Raw genomic sequence first — 16,539 nt, forward strand, 5'->3', positions numbered from 1 at the left:
GAGTCTTCGGTGTCGTTACGTCGGCATGGGCTCGGAGTAGTGCCGGAAGGCGCCGCGCTCGGCGTGGAGGGCGTACAGGCGCTTGGCCAGGGCCTGGGGGCTGGAGTGTTCGGCGTCGGGCCTGATCGCACCGGGGACGATCAGCTGCGCGACGTGGATGTTCTCGCCGGCGAGGGCGTCGTGGAGCATCGCGGCGTAGGCGCTCTCGGCGGCGAACGCGATCGAGGTGCCCGCGCGCTCGGGGTGCGGCCGTACGGCGCTGCCGCCGTTGACGAACAGCAGCGTGCCCCAGCCCAGAGCTCGCATGCCGGGCAGGACGGCGTTCACGGCCGTGACCGGGCCCTTGACGGAGAAGGCCAGCGGGTCGTCGAGGTCGGTGGCAGTGGTGTCGAGGACCGGCCTCATGAAGTCGCCTCGGGGCACCGGGCTGTACTGGAGGATCTCGATGGGCCCCAGCGTGTCGGCGGCTGCGTGCAGGGCCGCGGTGAGGGAGGCGGGATCGAGGACGTCGGCGGCGAAGCCCCGGGCCTTGATGCCGTCGCGGGCCAGCTCGGCCGTGAGGCCATCCAGATGTTCGGTGCTGCGCGCGATCAGGGCGACGGTGTGGCCGGCGGTCCCGAAGCGGCGTGCGGCGGCCACACCGAGGCCGGGACCGGCGCCTATGAGAGCGAAGGTGGTCACAGTGAGTCCTTGAAAGGGGACGGTGAGTCCTTGAAAGGGGGTGGTTCTGACTTGCGGGCCCGGAGGAAGGGGGGCCGGTCCTGCTCGTGCTGACCGGGACGGGGTCACCGTCCACGCCGGCTCGCTCAGGGCAGGACGTGCGTGGTCACGGCTTGAGCAGGGCCTTGATGGCGCGGCGTTCGTCCATGGCCTTGTAGCCCTCGGCGACCTGCTCCAGGGGCAGCGTGAGGTCGAAGACCCTGCCCGGGTTGATGCGGCCGTCGAAGACGCGCTGGATGAGGTCGGGCAGGTAGCCGCGCACGGGGGCCGGGCCGCCGCGCAGGCCGACGTGGGAGAAGAACAGCTCCTGGCCGTCGATCTCCACGCCGTGCGGGACGCCGACGAAGCCGACGTTGCCGCCCGGGCGGGTGGAGTGCAGGGCCTGCCGCATGGCCTCGGGGGTGCCGACGCACTCCAGCACGCTGTCGGCGCCGACGCCGCCGGTCAGGTCCTTGATGCGGGCCACGCCTTCCTCGCCGCGCTCGGTGACGATGTCGGTGGCGCCGAACTCCCGGGCGAGATTCTGCCGGGACTCGTGGCGGCTCATGGTGATGATCCGCTCGGCGCCCATCTCCTTGGCGGCGATGACGCCGCACAGCCCGACCGCGCCGTCACCGACCACTACAGCGGTGGAGCCGGGCTTGACCTCGGCGGCCCGGGCCGCGTACCAGCCGGTGCCCATGACGTCGGACAGGGTGAGCAGACTGGGCAGGAACTCCTCAGCCGGGTTCTCGTCAGTGGCGACGAGGGTGCCCTGGGCGTTGGGGATGCGGACGTAGTCGGCCTGGCAGGTCGACATGAACTCGCGGTGCACACAGCTGGACTGGTAGCCCGCCCGGCAGTTCGCACAAGTGTTGTCAGAGGTGGCGAAGGATCCGATGACGAACTGGCACGGCTTGACGGCGGTGACCTCGGCTCCGACCTCCTCGACGATGCCGACGTACTCGTGGCCCATCGGATGGGGCTCGTCGACGGGCTCCGCACCGCGGTACGGCCACAGGTCCGAGCCGCACACGCAGGTGACGACGGTGCGGATGATCGCGTCGGTGGGACGGATGATCTTCGGGTCGTCCAGCGTTTCGAAGCGGATGTCGCCGGGGGCATGGATGACTGCTCCGCGCATGATGATCCTTCTTTCGCTACCAGGAGTGACTGTCGGCCGGTCCCGGACGGCAGACGGGTGACATGCTCCGTCCGGGTGCCTGGCATCGAGAGTCACACGCGTGGGTGGGTGCGAAAAGCGGAGAAATCCATCCGGGGAGAGCCACATCCTGGGAGGAAACTCTCCCCCCTTGCCGAGGTGCGATCGGTGTCATCCTGGGCAGCATGACCAGCAACGCACCCCTCAACGAGCTGGGCGAATTTCTCAAGAAGCGCCGGTCCGAGCTGAGCCCGCGCACGGTCGGGCTGCCCGAGACGGGCGGCCCCCGCCGGGTCGCGGGGCTGCGCCGGGAGGAGGTCGCCCAGCTGGCCTCGATCAGCACCGACTACTACACCCGGCTGGAGCAGGGCCGCATGCAGGCGTCCGCGCCCGTGCTCGAGACCCTCGCACGGGTGCTGCACCTGGACGACGACGAGCGGGGCTACCTCTTCCGTCTCGCGGGCAAGCCCACCACCCGCACGCGCCGCCGCGGCCGGCAGACGGTCCAGCCGCAGCTGCAGCGCGTCCTGGACGACCTCACCGCCACGCCGGCCATCGTGCAGGGCCGGCGCGGGGACGTCCTCGCCTGGAACGCGCTGGCCTCCGCGATGGTCACCGATTTCGCCGCCATTCCGGAGAAGCACCGCAACTATCCGCGGCTCATCTTCACCGAGCCGGCCATGCGCACCTTGTACGCGGACTGGGAGAACGCCGCGCGTACCGCCGTGGCGCAGCTGCGAATGGAGGCCGCCAACTATCCCGAGGACTCCCGGCTGAGCACGCTGGTCGGGGAACTCTCCACCCGTGACCAGCAGTTCGCGCGATGGTGGGGAGATCACCGGGTGGCCGCCCGGACCGTCGGCACGAAGACCCTCAATCATCCGGTCGTGGGCGAGCTGGTCCTCGACTGGGACACGTACACCGCCAACACGGACCCCGACCAGCACCTGACCGTCTGGACCGCAGAGCCCGGTTCCCCCACCCACGAGCGCCTGCGCATCCTCGCCTCCTGGGCCGCCGACCAGGACCTGGCCCCCTCCTCCGCCCTCGCCTGAACCCCGGGCGGCCGGACAGAGCCTCCAGCCACGCGCGACGTCCGTGGCCGCGCCCGCTCAGACGGCGGTCCGCAGCGCAGGCGCACGGTCTCGGTGGATCGGACCGGACAGCCCGGACAAGGGGCGACCGGTGGCGTGGTTGCCGGCGGCGATGATCTCCGCGGTGATGGAGACCGCCGTCTCCTCGGGGGTACGGGCACCGAGGTCCAGGCCGATCGGGGAGCACAACCGGGCCAGTTGCTCCTGCGGCACGCCTGCCTCGGTCAGCAGGCGCAGCCGCTCCTCGTGGGTGCGCCGGGAGCCCATCGCTCCTACGTAGGCCACGGGCAGGGTGAGTGCGTGGCGCAACAGCGGGATGTCGAACTTGGCGTCGTGGGTGAGGACGCAGACGACCGTCCGTGCGTCCACCCGTGTGCGCTGCAGGTAGCGGTGGGGCCAGTCGACGACGACCTCGTCGGCGTGCGGGAAACGGGCCCGGGCGGCGAAGACGGGCCGTGCGTCGCACACCGTGACCCGGTATCCCAGGAAGGCCCCGGCCCGGCTGAGAGCGGCGGCGAAGTCGACCGCGCCGAAGATCAGCATGCGTGGACGGGACGCGTGGACGTGGACGAGCACATTCAGTGGCTGCGGACAGCCCTCGCCGGTGCCGCCGATCGTGACGCGGCTCGTGCGTCCCGCCCGCAGCAAAGCCCGGGCTTCCTCCGCCACCAGCCGGTCCCTCGCTCCTCCGTCCAGGACAGACTTTTCTCCCTGGATGTCGTTCCCCCTCCAAGATCTGCACGAACGCGACCCATGATCAGAATCATCAGCCTTTACGCTCGCTTTAAGTTGGAATATTGGTGCTTATTGCCCACCTGCTATGCCAGGCGGCGCCGAGAGGGGATCGGGCGACTGGGTGGTCCACTACGAAAGGAGCGGGAGACATCGCGCGACGGCGTACCTACTTCCGGTGTTACCAGGTGAGTACCTCCGCCTTCGACTGCTTGGCACTACTTGCCTATTCGACTCCCGCTCGAAGCAACACGTCTCCATTCATCAACGGCACGACGGCACGGAATCCCGGTCCCGGCCCGGTACAAGACAGCGGTGCGCGATTTTTGACGATCAACCCCAAGGACGAGTGAACCTGCCCCAGGCAACGATTGCTCCGTTCCCTGACTGCCATGCGATCAGGACCCGCAGCACTGAGACCGCCGAGGTTTGCCAACTGCTGCGCAAGCGGCTGCGGCTCCACGAGGAGCAGCACTTGCCATACCCCGTGCCACTCCTGGGTCGTCTCCGCGAGAGTGCACCGGTCGCGGTAGACCGTCGCGTCTCCTCGCAGGATTGAGCCCTCTCACAGCCGCCGAAGCCAGGGCGTCTCGCAAGACGCCCTGGCTCCCCGGCCAGGATCCGGGTTGCGGGCAGCATCCGGCAGCGAGCGGCTTGTAGCGATACCACCCGCCCACCAGACCAGCAAAGGAATGCGGCCGCGTGATAAAGAGGCAGAGGTCCTCCGTGGTAACGCGTGAAAGGCTGACGACCATCGTCTCCGGGCATGCCGCGGTGGGCGGTCCAATGCTGCGGGCATCTCCAAAGGCGTTGAGATTTGCAAGGGTGAAGGATACGGCCTGGTTGGTCGAGAGAGCGCCGGGCCGCATGCTGCACATCGGCCATAACACGTGCGTCGTCTCCGTGGCCTTGCTTCGGGTGCTCGAGAGAGAAGGAACCGAGTGCAACGGCGCTCACGGCGGCCACGGAAACCCACCTACTCAGAAGCCCCGCCGGACCGCATCTGCGGGGCTTCTCGTCGCACTGACGCCCCTATACGTACTGGTGACCGGGGTTCAGGTCTGACGGGCGACGGCTCGGGCCGCAGGCGGCGCCCCTTGAGTGCCGGAAGCTCCGCCTTCAGGTCGGGGGAACCGGGCCACCAGGCATCGGCGATCAGAGCGTCCGCGGCGTCGTAATCCCCAGGACACTCCTCGCCGACGCCCGGCGGGCTGATGGGGAGCGGCGGGCTGGACGGAACACGAGGAACACGTCCCACAGCCAAGGAGCGCTGGGCCAGGACACGCCAGCCGTCGTGCGTGAGACCGGTCCGGTGGCCGGCATGCGACGTGCCCCAGCGCCCTCGGCCTTCTCCCGCCGGTGTCGACAGCCGCTCCACGGAATGCGGCGTCGCCTCCGCAACCGCCCCGGCGTGTGCGGAGTACGGTTGACAACACCGAGGGCATTTCGCACACCGGCTTCCACGCCGGGTCGTGCTCGGCGAGAGATGAAACCCGGGTCGCCGCGAAGGCGGCCCGGAGACGGGTCCGCATCATGTCGGCGACCTTGCACCAACCCCTGCCGCACCACGAGCCCGCCGCCGCCCCGGCCGCGCGTCTCGCGCTGAAGACCGACGGCACGTCGCGCGGCCTCCTGGACGGAGCCTGGTGGCCCCGCTCCCGGGACCTGCCGAGCGAGCTGCCCGCACTGACCGACGTGCTGGACCCCCTGTGGGGCCGCATCACCCGCATCGCCGTCAACCCGAAGTACTGGCCGGTCATCCCGCACGACATCCCCGTGGGCGGTCACGTCGTCAAGGTCGGCTGGTTCACGCCGGAGATCGACCCGCACAAGCTGCTGCTGCTCTCCTACGGCACCGGCCGCTGGGATCTGCTGGTCATCCCACCCGAGACCGGGGCGGAGTCGGCGGCCCACCTGATGGCGGCCGCGTCCGACTACGACGGTCCGCCGCTGACCGCAAGCGCTCTCATCGCCGCGGACGAGACCCGGCGTGCCGTCTCCGCTGCCGACCGGCCGCTCGAACCGGACGAGCCAGGGAAGTACGAGAGCGGCCCCTCCTCTGCGGCCGATCCGGCACAGACCGGTCGCGTCAGTCGCCTGATCATCGGCATGTGAGACATGAGCACCTTTTTGACGACCAGCGTCTTCCTGGTCCTCATCGCAACGGCGGCGTCCGTGATCCACCGGCTCGACTTCGAGCACGCGGAAAGGATCGCCGCGCACCGGTACAGTCGCGCGCTGCCCGGCGGCCCGCGCCGCAGCACCGATACGGCACAACCCCCTGCGACCAGCACCGTCCAGGTCGCCGGCCGTCGGCGCGGTTCGTACCGACGGGTTTCGGCGCTGTCTCACGAACCGACGCAGGCCCATGCAGAGGTCTCGACCCGCGGGTCCCCGCCCCAGGTGGTCCTCGTCCCGAGGAGCAGCACATGCAAGTCGTGATCGTTCTCATCGTCGTGATCGGCCTCCTGGCCGTCCTGGCTCTCGCCCTGTCCGTGAAGGTCGTCAAGCAGTACGAGAGGGGAGTGCTGTTCCGCTTCGGCCGACTCGTCGGAACACGCTCCCCAGGACTGCGGTTCATCATCCCGTTCGTCGACACCCTGCACCGGGTGTCGCTGCGGGTCGTCACCATGCCGATCCAGTCCCAGGGCATCATCACCCGGGACAACGTGAGCGTCGACGTGTCGGCGGTCGCCTACTTCCGCGTCGTCGACGCCGTGAAGTCGGTCGTCGCCGTCGAGAACGTCAACGCGGCGATCAACCAGATCGCCCAGACCACCCTGCGGAAGGTCGTCGGCCGGCACACACTCGACGAGACGCTGTCGGAGACGGACCGTATCAACCTGGACATCCGCCAGATCCTCGACGTCACCACCGTCGACTGGGGTGTGCAGGTCACCCTGGTCGAGCTCAAGGACATCCAACTGCCCGACACCATGAAGCGCGCCATGGCCCGCCAGGCCGAGGCCGAGCGGGAGAAGCGAGCGAAGATCATCAACGCGGAGGGCGAGTCCCTGGCCGCAGCCGCGCTCGGCGACGCCTCGGACACCATGATGGCCCACCCCCTGGCGCTCCAACTGCGCAATCTCCAGAGCCTGGTGGAGATCGGTGTCGACCAGAACACCACCGTCGTCTTCCCGGCCCCCCTCATGAGCACGATCGGCGAGCTCGGCTCCTTCCTCGCCCGGGAAACCGCTGCCGCCGCACCCGCCGCGGCAGCACCACTGGCCGGCAACGGCCGCACCGACAAGCCTCTCAGTCCGGCCGGCACCGCGCCCGGCACCACAGCATGACCCGACTCCGGCCCGCACCAACACCGCGTACCGCGGTGGTGGTGCGGCCGAGCGATCCGTGCCACCAGAGCGGACTCGCGGCCGACGCCAGTCGCGCGCGTCCTCCGGGTATCGGCTGATGATGGGACTACGGCCGAACACGCGGAGCTGATCATGACGGGTTGGCGGGTCAGGGACTACACCCAGGACGATCTCGAAGCGCTGATCCGCGTCGACTTGGAAAGCGGCACGACCGAGGTGCCGCCGCTCTTCCCTCTCTCGGACGCCGTGACGGCTCTCCAGGCCCGCCACCCGGCTGTGGTGGCCACGGCCGACGACGTGCTGATCGGCGCCGCGGTGAGCAGGGTGGAGGGCGAACGGGCATGGATCCTGCGCATCTGCATGGCGCCCGGCTGGCGGCAACGCGGGCTCGGCAGTGCCCTGGTCACCGCCCTTGAGCAACGGCTCTTCGCCGCCGGCGTCCGAGCGGTGCACGCCGCCCTGCCCGAGGGCGAGACCGGTGCCACCGCCTGCGCAACTGCGACTTCGGCGCCCGCCCCGGGCTGGTCTTCTTCGAAAAGCGCGGGCCGGTGACCCCGCAGTCGGCCGGCACACTGTCCTCGCTCGGCGCGGAGCTGCCACCGGGGGGACTGTGGCAGAAGGTCGCGGGCATGCAACGGGAGAAGCGGCTCATCGAGCGACGCCTGGTCCTGCCACTGGCCCATCCCGAACTGGCCGCCCAGCACGGAGTGGAACTGCCACGGGCGGTGATGCTGTTCGGCCCGCCCGGGACCGGCAAGAGCACGTTCGCGCACGCGATCGCCAGCCGCCTGGGATGGCCCTTCCTCGAACTGTTCCCCGCCCGTCTGGCCGCCGAGTACGGCCTGGCGACCGGGCTGAACCGGCGCTTCGACGAGATCGCCCGGCTCGACCACGTCCTCGTCTTCATCGACGAGGTCGAGGAGATCGCCGGCCAACGCGGCGGCGCGGACGCGACCGCTGTGGGCGTCGTCAACGAACTGCTCAAGGCGATCGTCCGGTTCCGTAGCCAGGACGGGCGGCTGCTCGTCTGTGCCACGAACAACGTGACCACGCTCGACTCCGCGTTCCTGCGGCACGGCCGCTTCGACTACGTGCTGCCGATCGGCCCTCCCGACCACACCGCCAGGACCGCACTGTGGGAGAGCTACCTGGCCCGAGCGGGGGCGCAGGCCGACAGCGCGGCACTCGCGGCCGCCAGCGAGGGGTTCACCCCCGCCGACATCGCCCACGCGGCGCGAACCGTCTCCCAGGCCAGTTCGAGCGCACCTTCGACACCGGAACCCGGACCACCCCCACCACCGACGACTATCTGGACACGATCCGCGACACCAAGCCCACGGTCAGCGCCGCCATGGCTCAGGAATTCGCCCAGCAGACCGAGAAGTTCGCTCGCATCTAGCGTCCAGGCCGACGGGGAGTCGATCCGCGACGGACGTGTCAGGCCGGCGTAGGCGGCGTGTCGCTGCCCGTTTCGATGAGGATCTGCCTGGCCTCGGTGACGCTGTCGGCCCGTACGGCCCTGGCCATCGCGGCGCGTGCCGCGTCGGGCGACGTGTCCGGAGGGACCAGCATCAAGGAGAAGTGGTCCCGGTCGCCCCGGGTGACGAGGACGGTGTCGTCACCGACCGGGAAGGAGTCGATGTGGACGACTCGGCCGTCGACCATCACCCGGGTCGGCAATCCGTCCCAGGCGCTGCCGTCCAGACCGACACGGGTGATGGGCCCGAGATGCTCGGTCAACGCGGAGATCAGCGAGGGGAGCTCGGCAGCTATGTCCCGGGACCGCGGCCACCATGCGCCGTCCAGGATTCCCTCGCGCGCGTGCGTCGTCTCCAGCCGCAGCAGGGCCGTCCCCGGTCTCACGGACCGGTGAACGGCGTCCGGCAGAAGCCGGGGGAGATGATCGGACGTGTCCGAGTCGGCCATGATGCCCGCCCGTCGTAAAGGCCAGTGCGACCGCAGAGCATGCGACCGCGTACGACCCTGCTCGCTCACCGTACTCCGCACGACGCTCGCGCGAGCACCTCACCGCACGGCACGTTTACGGAAACAGGCAACGGCTCCGGCGTATACCCGCCGGAGCCGCCCTTCCGGGTCATTGCACGTGAGCGTGCGCCGACCCGCTTTCCACGTTGCGCCAAAGGGATTAATCCGACATGAACAAGCCTTGTGGAGGTTCGCTTCGGTCCGAGAAGCCGACACGGCGGCTCAGCCACGCCCTTCCTCTTCCGTCTCCATCTGCCGGATCCCCTGGTGCGTCAGCGTGATCATCGCGGGCGTGTTGCCCCTCCCCCAGTCCACGACGACCCAGCCTTCGCCCGCCAGGTACATGCAGGCAGCGGCCATGTCCTGCTCAGGGATGCCGAGGTCGGTGCGGAGCTTCGCCCCATCGACGCCCAGGAGGCGATTGCCCTCGGCGGCTTGGTATAGAGCCTGCATGATCCTCTCGCGGTACGTCTTCCGGTCTCGCAATATCGCCATGACGCGCCTTCCTCTGCTGCCCACGGTCGGGCCGAAGTCGATGTCATCCGCGGCCGCCGTCGCGGTGGGGCGCGTCGGAACGCTCGCGTCTACCGTCGACCGACGGTGCCTCCGGGGCCGACGCCCGATCCCCGGCAGAACATCGCTGTAGTGGAAGGCAGCGATCCGTTCGTCGTGCTGACCGTTGAGCTGGTGGATCAGAACGACTCCGACGGCGATCAGGACGAGCAGCACGGCCACGGCGATGACAAGCATCGGATCTCACCTCCGCCGACCGCCGGGCGAAGGCCCCGCCGAGCCGATGGTCCGGGGCAGGGACGACGGCCGACCTGCCCCGCCGTCGGTCTCCCAGGCTTCTTCCCTGCTTCGGGCATCGATCCTGTCAGCTGCTTGCTGCCGGGCCGGGGCATCGATGCCGTCGCCGGCCATCAGCTGCGCGGCGGCTTCCGCACCGGTTTCCGGCGGAATCACCAGCACGTCCCGGCGGCCGCCAGCGGAGAAGAGAGTGAGTCTGTGCGGATCCTGATCCTCGGTGGACCAGTCCACCTGCACGGTGCGCCCGGCGTCGGACACCCAGTGCGGCAGGACGGGCCAGTAGGCCGGGTGCACGGTGACACCCGTGATACGACCCCAGAGATCGCCCAGTGCGGCCGTCAGGGTGGGCAGCTCACGGGTGAGGGCACGGGAGCGAGGCCACCACATGCCGTCCAGCCCGCCCGGCGCGGGTCTCAGGGACAGCCGGGCCGCCGGCGGCGGCGTGCGCCTGCTCGATGTCGTACGGTCAATGGTCACGGCCATGGCGCGGACCTGTCCCCGGGCTCGTGGGTGCGGCCCGGCGCTGTCGATCACCGGAAACGGCACCCGCAGCGGAGCCGGTGCGCGAAAAACTCCCGGTGTCTTCACACTACTCCGCTCACCGGCCCGAAAAGCGCGGGTGACCAGGTAGTTTCCTGCCTTCGGGACCTGGTCGCCGGTGCCGATGCCGGTCAGAGCCAGTCCTTGCGCTTGAACGTCAGATACAGCAATGCGGACAGGAGCACGATGACGGCGGCGGAGGTGATGAATCCCGACTCGCGGCCGAAACCGGGATAGGGGAGATTCTGGCCGTAGTAGCCGGTGATCGCGGTGGGAACGGCGATGATCGCGGCCCAGCTCGTCACCTTCTTCATGATCAGGTTCATGCTGTTGGCCTGGACCGAGAGGTTCGTCTCCATGACCGAGGCCACCAGGTCCCGCAGTGATTCCGTCCACTCGGTAGCGCGCAGCACGTGGTCGTAGACGTCCTGGTAGTACGGGACGAGAGGGTCGGTGATCAGGTGCAGGCCGGGGCGCATGAGCCCGTTGACCACCTCGCGCATCGGAAGCACGACGCGGCGCAGCTGGACGAGCGACTTACGCAGTGCGAAGACCCGGCGCTGCACGGCTTCGATCTCGCGGCGCCCGGCCGCGAAGAGCAGGCCCTCCAGCTCCTCGATGCTGTCGTCCAGTTGCCGGACGCCGGCGAAGTGTCCGTCCACGAGATGGTCGAGCAGGCCGTGCAGCAGGAATCCGACGCCGTGGCCGGCCAGGTCCGGGCTCTCGTCCCAGCGGGCGACGACGTCCTCGATGTCGAGGCCGTCGTCCTTGCGGACGGTGATCATGGCCTGACTGGTGAGGAATACGGCGATCTCGCTGTACGTCAGCTGCGCACCGTCCGGGCTGACGGTCACGGCATAGGCGCTGAGGAACTCGTGGGTGCGATAGCGGTCGAGTTTCGGCCGCTGTCCACGCTGGGCGGCATCCTCCAGAGCCAGTTCGTGGATGCCGAACTCCTGACCGAGCATGGTGAGTTCAGCGGCTCCGGGCCGGTGCAGGTCCAGCCACAGGACCGACGCCGGATCAGCGAGATGCGCAGGGACGTCACCGACGGGAAAGTCCTCCAGGACCAGAGTGCCGTCGTGATACAGCCGGGTACGCGTCACCATGGCCCGAGGCTAGTGTCTTATATCCCTTCCATGCCGCTTCACCCCGATTGCCAGCGCGGCAGGTTCATCGACAGCGGCCGCCCTCCGGGGAGGATCTCACGACGTCAAAGCCCGGCGACATCCGCAGGCTCCGGCCGACGAGCACCAGGGTGCCGGTCCGAAGGCAGGAATGCGGGTACCCGGCTACGGCATCGCATCCGGCGTGCACCGCCCGACCGGATGCGGCCCGTCAGCCAGGAAGGACACGCCGACGGCATGACCGCGCACACCCCTCCCCGTCGCCCGCCTCCCCCCGCAGGCGGCAGTGATTTCGCCCGCCTGTCCAAGAAGATCGCCGAGGCCGGCCTGATGAACCGGCGCCCCGGCTACTACACCGTCCGGTCCATCGCCGTGGCCGTCGCCTACGCCGGGGGCTGGAGCGCGTTCGTCGTCATCGGCGCCGGCTGGTGGACCCTGGCGCTCGCCGCGTTCCTCGCCATGATGTTCGGCCAGGTGGCTCTGCTCGCCCACGACGTCGCGCACGGCCAGGTCTTCCGCCGGCGCCGGCCCAGCGAGACGGCAGGCCGCATCGCAGGGGCCGCGATCGGGATGGGCTACGGATGGTGGCAGGACAAACACACCCGCCACCACGCCAACCCCAACCACGAGGACCTCGACCCCGACATCGCCCCCGACCTGCTCGTGTGGTCCCAGGACCAGGCCCGCGCCGCGACCGGACTGCCGAGGCTCCTCGGCCGCTGGCAGGCGTTCCTCTTCTTTCCCCTGCTCCTGCTCGAAGGGGTCAACCTTCATGTCTCCAGCGCGCGGGCACTGGGCAACCGCGCCCTGAAGAACCGCGCCCTGGACGGCACGCTGCTCTACGGCCACATCGCCGCCTACCTGACCGCAGTGTTCCTCATTCTCCCGCCCGGCATGGCGATCGCGTTCCTGGCCGTCCACCAGTGCCTGTTCGGCCTGTACCTCGGTTGTCTGTTCGCCCCCAACCACAAGGGCATGCCGATCCTGACCGGCAACGACCGCCCCGACTTCCTGCGCCGCCAGGTCCTCACCGCACGCAACGTACGCGGCAGCTGGTTCACCGACCTCGCCCTGGGCGGCCTGAACCACCAGATCGAACACCACCTGTTCCCCAGCATGCCCAGCCCGCACCTGCGCAGGGCCCGGCCCCTCGTCCGCCGCTACTGCCAGGACCTCGGAGTCGACTATCTGGAAACCGGACTGATCGCCTCCTACCGGCAAGCACTCGCCAGTCTCCACCGAGCAGGAGCCCCACTGCGGCGAGCCCGTATCGGCAGCGCCCCAGCATGACGCACCGGCGCCAGCGGCGTACTCCAGAGCCCTGTCCCGGTGCCCGGCTGCAGTGATCCGGTGAAACGCAACTGCCGGAACAGCCCCGTCGGCCCCGGCGGGGCTGCGCCGCCTCACGGCTCCCCTTGAGGTGGCCGCTAACGCGGTCGCGCGACCGCGGCCACCAGGCGCCGTCCAGCAGGGCCGTTGCGGAACCGGTGGGAGCGAGCGTGAGGCGAGAGACGGGGGCGAGCCGCCTTCGGGTGAAGCCGGGCGGGAGATGGTCGCAGTCATGACGCGAACCCTGCCTCAGGCCGACCGGACCGGCCCGGCGTATCGGATCACCGAGAACGACACAGACATGAGGCCGACGTTCGACCGGTGTTCGAAGGATCCTCGGTAACTCCGGCGTACTCCTGGGCAGTACGACTTGGACCGGTCGAGACGAGCCCGTTCCCTGCCGTTCAGGCATAGCGTTGATGCAGGTCGTACCGATCGTTGTCAACTCCGCAGTCGTCGATCCGCTGGTGTGTCGGCCTGTCAAGGCGTCCGCGGTTTCCGGCGAGGGTTTGCATGACTGGAAAGGCGGCATCGTGGAGGACATGGGAGATGAGGGGCGGTGCCGGTCGGCGGCCGAGCCGGATTTCTGGCGGCAGGTCGTCCGACGGCTGGGCACAGCTCTCATCGTGGTGGACTCCACCGGACGGATTCTCGCGGCCAACCCGGCCGCCGAGCGCCTGCTGGGCCGTGCCGCTGCCGCCATGCGGGGTGAGGACGCACACGACCTGCTGCACCGGGACGCGGCCGGCCGCCCCGTCCCCCGGGAGCAGTGCCCGCTACTGCGGTCCCTGGCCGAGAGAGCCGAGGCACGGGCGGAGGGTGAGATCTGTCTGCGCGGTGACGGCCGTCTGACCGCGATCTCCTGGTCCGCTTCCCCCCTGACGGACGACAGCGCCTTCCAGGGCATGGCCGTGCTGTTGACCGACGCCGCCGGCGACCGCAGCACGCGTCGGGAGCGTGCGGCCTACACGCGGGCTCTGGAGGACCGCACCGAGCGGCTGATGCTGGTGGCGGAGATCACCGACGTGCTGGGTCAGACACTCGAGATCGACGAGGCCCTCGCCCGGCTGGGCCGCCTGCTGGTTCCCCGCCTGGCCGACTGGGCGGCGGTGGACCTGCGGGTCGGTACCGGACAGGTCCACCGTGTGGCGGTGACGGGTCCCGGGGGCCGCGACGCCGCGCAGGAGGACTGGCACGAGTGCCTGCCCCAGGCGGAGGTGGGAGCCCGCTCTCCGCTGGTCCAGGTGCTGAACGGCGGTGATCCCGTCCTGCAGCGCGAAGCTGACGTCGCCGCTCCGGCCGGCTCTGCCCTGGCCGCCGTCCACAGCGGCTTCCTGCGGACGGTGGGCGCGACGTCCGCCATCACCGTGCCGCTGGGCTCCGCCCGTCAGGTCACCGGCGCCCTGACTCTGGTGCGCACCGCCCCGGAGTCCCCCTTCGACACCGACGACCTGAAAGTGGTGGGCGACATCGGCCGCCGGGTCGGCCTGGTCATCGACAACGCCCGCCGGTTCGGCCGCCAGCGTGCCGTCGCCGAGGCCATGCAACGCAACCTGCTCGCCCCGCTGCCCCGGCTCGGCCGCCTACAACTGGCCGCCCGCTACCAGCCCGCCCCGGCCGGCTCCCAGGTCGGTGGCGACTGGTACGACGCCTTCGAGCTGAAGGACGGCACGCTCGCGCTGGTCATCGGCGACGTCGTGGGTCACGATCTCACCGCCGCAGCCGGCATGGCACAACTGCACGGCATCTTGCGGTCACTGGCCTGGGACCGCCCCGGCCCACCCGGTGCTGTCGTGGACCGCCTCGACGACGCCCTGCCCGCCATCACCACCGTCCCCACGGCCACCCTCGTCCTCGCCCTGCTCGAAGGCAGCCCGCACACCGGCCCATGGACGCTGCGGTGGACCAGCGCCGGGCATCCGCCGCCCCTCCTGCTGACCCAGGACGGACAGGCGCAGTACCTCGAAGCCGGGCAGGGGCTCCTCCTCGGCGCCGGTTCGAGCACCGTCGGCAGCCGACCGAACGCCGCGCAGTCGCTGCCGCCGGGTTCCACCCTGCTGCTCTACACCGACGGCCTGATCGAAATCCCCGGCAGCGACCTCGACACCGGCCTCACCCGACTGCGCCACCACGCCCTCGCTTTCTCCCACGAACCGCTCGACACCCTGTGCGATCAGCTACTCGACCGCATGCCGCCCGGCAACACCGACGACGTGGCCCTGCTCGCCCTGCGGATGCCGTCCTGAACCATGACGTGTGCAACTGCAGGCGTGGACATTTATTTTGAGGAGCGGTCGCGGAGCGTTACCCCCTGGTCGATGACGAGGAGACGGGTCCGCGTGAGACCCGCACGCCTGCCCTTCTTGGTGGAAGGGATCTGGTGTGCCGTGGACGCGACCGCTTCCAGTATGTCGGCCGCACGACCACGCACCGAGTTCACCGACGCCGGGTCGGTCGCGTGGATCGGTTGCGATCCGCCCGGCATCGGAGAGACATGCCGTACCGTAGACACTCCTCAAAGGCGGTGGGATTTGCAGGAGCGAGGGATGCCTCTCGGTTGGGCGCGGAGAGTCCCGGGGTGACAGACTGTGCCTCGGCCGTCAGAGCGGCGGCGTCGCCCCCTCCTTGCTTCGGGTGCTCAGGAGGGGAGAAGCCGGGCGCAACGATGCCCTCGACGGCGTTGCACGCACCTATTTGAGAAGCCCCGTCGGACCGCACCGGTCCGGCTTCTCGTCGAACACCGCTATCACAGACGCCCCTGTAACGGGGGATCGGTTGATGCCGTCCTGACCAGGTTCCCGGGAGCGGTCCCGGATGACGTCGACGATTTTGCGGACGTGCGTGACGTGAAACCGTCGTCCGTCACCTTCTACGACAGCATCGGCGACCCCACTGGGCGAACATCGGCAGGGGCACCTTCACAGCACGGTGAGACCAGGCGCGTAGCTGTGCCCATGGTGTCCGCAGCGCAGTTCATCAGGGCCGGCAGGACGGCCGGACGCTGAGCAGTTCGGTCCTCAGTACGGGCGTGCCGTCGACAGGCGCCGGGTCCTGCGTAGTTGGCTCGATTCCGCCAGCAGCGATCTTGTCGAGCGTCTTCAAGCCGGCGGCACCGACCGTGCCGAACACCGTGTAGTTCGGTCGCAGCGCGGAGTCGCCGTAGACGACGAAGAACTGCGAACCATTCGTGTTCGGCCCGGCGTTGGCCATCGCCAACAGACCGCGCCCGTAAAGGCGACGGGTGCCGGTCGGATCGCTCGGTGCCGGCGGTAGGTCCACCGGCAGCTCGTCCTTGTACGCGTACCCCGGCCCACCCTCGCCGGTGCCGGTCGGGTCGCCACACTGCAGGACCTTCAGCGTCGGATACGCCGTCAGCCGATGGCACACCGTACGATCGTAGAACCGGTGGCGTGCCAGGTGCATGAAGCTCTGGACCGTGCACGGCGCCTTCGCCCGGTCCAGACGCAGCGGGAGCGGGCCCTGGCTCGTCCGAACAGCCATGTCGACCGTGCCGTGACTGGGGGTGTGCCGCGGGTCGGGCGGCAGGGGAACCGGCCGCGCCGCCGGCTCGTTCGGTGTCTGGGTGTACTGGCAGGGACCGTGCGTGGTTCGCGGCGGGGCATCGTGAGCGGAGGCGGTGGTGCTCCCCCCGGACACGACCAACGCTGCTGCCGCCAGCGCGGTTATGAGAACTCGGTTCATCCCGCACACCCTCCAGAAGATCGCCAGATTTCGGAGCGGTCGCA

General features: G+C 69.5%; 14 protein-coding genes and 2 pseudogenes. 7 read left to right on the forward strand and 9 right to left on the reverse strand.

The window, feature by feature from the left end; all coding sequences use genetic code 11:
* Positions 1–15: 15 nt before the first annotated feature.
* The gene (locus OG852_RS11385) at positions 16–681 is read right to left on the reverse strand and encodes an SDR family NAD(P)-dependent oxidoreductase (RefSeq protein WP_330347869.1); all 666 of its coding nucleotides are present in this window, start codon (positions 679–681) and stop codon (positions 16–18) included.
* Positions 682–826: 145 nt separating this feature from the next.
* The gene (locus OG852_RS11390; RefSeq protein ID WP_330347870.1) at positions 827–1,843 is read right to left on the reverse strand and encodes a zinc-dependent alcohol dehydrogenase family protein; all 1,017 of its coding nucleotides are present in this window, start codon (positions 1,841–1,843) and stop codon (positions 827–829) included.
* A gap of 203 nt (positions 1,844–2,046) precedes the next feature.
* On the opposite strand from OG852_RS11390, the gene OG852_RS11395 reads away from it, so the two are divergent.
* Complete coding sequence (locus OG852_RS11395) at positions 2,047–2,916, forward strand: helix-turn-helix domain-containing protein (protein ID WP_330347871.1); 870 nt, start codon at positions 2,047–2,049, stop codon at positions 2,914–2,916.
* Positions 2,917–2,973: 57 nt separating this feature from the next.
* On the opposite strand, the pseudogene OG852_RS11400 reads toward OG852_RS11395, so the two are convergent.
* Positions 2,974–3,633 (reverse strand): annotated as a pseudogene (locus OG852_RS11400) (XdhC family protein); the annotation flags it as partial.
* Positions 3,634–5,220: 1,587 nt separating this feature from the next.
* Here OG852_RS11400 and OG852_RS11405 point away from each other — a divergent pair.
* The 4 genes from OG852_RS11405 (at position 5,221) to OG852_RS11420 (ending at position 8,452) form a co-directional block, all read left to right on the forward strand.
* Complete coding sequence (locus OG852_RS11405; protein ID WP_330347872.1) at positions 5,221–5,802, forward strand: DUF5994 family protein; 582 nt, start codon at positions 5,221–5,223, stop codon at positions 5,800–5,802.
* Positions 5,803–6,116: 314 nt separating this feature from the next.
* On the forward strand, positions 6,117–6,980 hold the full coding sequence (locus OG852_RS11410; RefSeq protein WP_330347873.1) for a slipin family protein: 864 nt from the start codon (positions 6,117–6,119) through the stop codon (positions 6,978–6,980).
* 153 nt (positions 6,981–7,133) lie between these two features.
* A complete protein-coding gene (locus OG852_RS11415) occupies positions 7,134–7,553 on the forward strand; it encodes a GNAT family N-acetyltransferase (protein ID WP_330347874.1) in 420 nt (139 codons plus the stop codon).
* Positions 7,550–8,452, forward strand: coding sequence for an ATP-binding protein (locus tag OG852_RS11420; protein WP_330347875.1), 903 nt, complete (start codon positions 7,550–7,552; stop codon positions 8,450–8,452). The genes OG852_RS11415 and OG852_RS11420 overlap by 4 nt, the downstream gene beginning before the upstream one ends.
* Here OG852_RS11420 and OG852_RS11425 read toward each other — a convergent pair.
* From OG852_RS11425 to OG852_RS11440, 4 genes are all read right to left on the reverse strand, one after another.
* The gene (locus OG852_RS11425) at positions 8,439–8,927 is read right to left on the reverse strand and encodes a DUF5994 family protein (RefSeq protein ID WP_330347876.1); all 489 of its coding nucleotides are present in this window, start codon (positions 8,925–8,927) and stop codon (positions 8,439–8,441) included. The two genes, OG852_RS11420 and OG852_RS11425, sit on opposite strands and share 14 nt — an antisense overlap.
* A 282-nt stretch (positions 8,928–9,209) precedes the next feature.
* A complete protein-coding gene (locus OG852_RS11430) occupies positions 9,210–9,482 on the reverse strand; it encodes a hypothetical protein (RefSeq protein WP_031029805.1) in 273 nt (90 codons plus the stop codon).
* 261 nt (positions 9,483–9,743) lie between these two features.
* Positions 9,744–10,280 carry a DUF5994 family protein gene (locus OG852_RS11435; RefSeq protein ID WP_330347877.1) on the reverse strand — a complete coding sequence of 179 codons (537 nt, stop codon included), beginning with the start codon at positions 10,278–10,280 and terminating at the stop codon, positions 9,744–9,746.
* 188 nt (positions 10,281–10,468) lie between these two features.
* Positions 10,469–11,446: a magnesium transporter CorA family protein gene (locus tag OG852_RS11440; protein ID WP_330347878.1), complete on the reverse strand. Its 978-nt coding sequence runs from the start codon at positions 11,444–11,446 to the stop codon at positions 10,469–10,471.
* A 255-nt stretch (positions 11,447–11,701) separates the two neighbouring features.
* Between OG852_RS11440 and OG852_RS11445 the strand changes: the two genes are divergently transcribed.
* Positions 11,702–12,754: a fatty acid desaturase family protein gene (locus OG852_RS11445; protein WP_330347879.1), complete on the forward strand. Its 1,053-nt coding sequence runs from the start codon at positions 11,702–11,704 to the stop codon at positions 12,752–12,754.
* A gap of 175 nt (positions 12,755–12,929) precedes the next feature.
* Here the strand turns inward: OG852_RS11445 and OG852_RS50945 are convergent.
* Positions 12,930–13,418: pseudogene (locus OG852_RS50945) on the reverse strand (hypothetical protein); the annotation flags it as partial.
* Between OG852_RS50945 and OG852_RS11450 the strand changes: the two are divergent.
* A complete protein-coding gene (locus tag OG852_RS11450) occupies positions 13,336–15,039 on the forward strand; it encodes a SpoIIE family protein phosphatase (RefSeq protein ID WP_330347880.1) in 1,704 nt (567 codons plus the stop codon). The pseudogene OG852_RS50945 and the gene OG852_RS11450 overlap by 83 nt on opposite strands.
* A gap of 730 nt (positions 15,040–15,769) precedes the next feature.
* On the opposite strand, the gene OG852_RS11455 is transcribed toward OG852_RS11450, so the two are convergent.
* Positions 15,770–16,294: a peptidylprolyl isomerase gene (locus tag OG852_RS11455; RefSeq protein ID WP_330347881.1), complete on the reverse strand. Its 525-nt coding sequence runs from the start codon at positions 16,292–16,294 to the stop codon at positions 15,770–15,772.
* Positions 16,295–16,539 lie beyond the last annotated feature (245 nt).

Source organism: Streptomyces sp. NBC_00582, from assembly GCF_036345155.1.
Classification (GTDB): Bacteria; Actinomycetota; Actinomycetes; order Streptomycetales; family Streptomycetaceae; genus Streptomyces.

What these genes read in the sequence shown, in the direction of transcription:
- OG852_RS11390 (WP_330347870.1), bottom strand. Translation starts at nt 1,843, where the DNA reads ATGCGCGGAGCAGTCATCCATGCCCCCGGCGACATCCGCTTCGAAACG.
- OG852_RS11395 (WP_330347871.1), top strand. Translation starts at nt 2,047, where the DNA reads ATGACCAGCAACGCACCCCTCAACGAGCTGGGCGAATTTCTCAAGAAG.
- OG852_RS11405 (WP_330347872.1), top strand. Translation starts at nt 5,221, where the DNA reads ATGTCGGCGACCTTGCACCAACCCCTGCCGCACCACGAGCCCGCCGCC.
- OG852_RS11410 (WP_330347873.1), top strand. Translation starts at nt 6,117, where the DNA reads ATGCAAGTCGTGATCGTTCTCATCGTCGTGATCGGCCTCCTGGCCGTC.
- OG852_RS11415 (WP_330347874.1), top strand. Translation starts at nt 7,134, where the DNA reads ATGACGGGTTGGCGGGTCAGGGACTACACCCAGGACGATCTCGAAGCG.
- OG852_RS11425 (WP_330347876.1), bottom strand. Translation starts at nt 8,927, where the DNA reads ATGGCCGACTCGGACACGTCCGATCATCTCCCCCGGCTTCTGCCGGAC.
- OG852_RS11430 (WP_031029805.1), bottom strand. Translation starts at nt 9,482, where the DNA reads ATGGCGATATTGCGAGACCGGAAGACGTACCGCGAGAGGATCATGCAG.
- OG852_RS11435 (WP_330347877.1), bottom strand. Translation starts at nt 10,280, where the DNA reads ATGGCCGTGACCATTGACCGTACGACATCGAGCAGGCGCACGCCGCCG.
- OG852_RS11440 (WP_330347878.1), bottom strand. Translation starts at nt 11,446, where the DNA reads ATGGTGACGCGTACCCGGCTGTATCACGACGGCACTCTGGTCCTGGAG.
- OG852_RS11445 (WP_330347879.1), top strand. Translation starts at nt 11,702, where the DNA reads ATGACCGCGCACACCCCTCCCCGTCGCCCGCCTCCCCCCGCAGGCGGC.
- OG852_RS11450 (WP_330347880.1), top strand. Translation starts at nt 13,336, where the DNA reads ATGGGAGATGAGGGGCGGTGCCGGTCGGCGGCCGAGCCGGATTTCTGG.
- OG852_RS11455 (WP_330347881.1), bottom strand. Translation starts at nt 16,294, where the DNA reads ATGGCTGTTCGGACGAGCCAGGGCCCGCTCCCGCTGCGTCTGGACCGG.